The 253-nt window shown below is 40.7% G+C and carries 1 protein-coding gene; it reads right to left on the bottom strand.

Features of this window, described 5'->3' with window-relative positions:
• Positions 1–253: isopeptide-forming domain-containing fimbrial protein (locus HMPREF2853_RS09580; RefSeq protein ID WP_148131416.1), on the bottom strand; the 253-nt coding region annotated here is incomplete at both ends.

A 253-nucleotide genomic window follows, 5' to 3' on the forward strand; every position in this document is an offset into this window, starting at 1 on the left:
TGCCGTTCACATCTTTCTTGATCTCTGGCTCTTCTGGTGTTGGAGGTGTTACTGGGACTTCATTGGAATCCTTGTGATATTTCGGATTGTGATCGATGTCGTAAGAAGCCTTGTTTGGAATTTCTGTCTTACCATCTTTATTCACATAAGCTGATAAGTTGGCATTATCTCTAATCTTAGCCTTGAAATTCACTTCAATTGACTTGCCGGCATCTGCTTTGACAGAAGCTTCTGTAAAGGCAACTTTGATGAC

This window comes from Streptococcus sp. HMSC077F03 (assembly GCF_001812375.1).
GTDB lineage: Bacteria > Bacillota > Bacilli > Lactobacillales > Streptococcaceae > Streptococcus > Streptococcus oralis_S.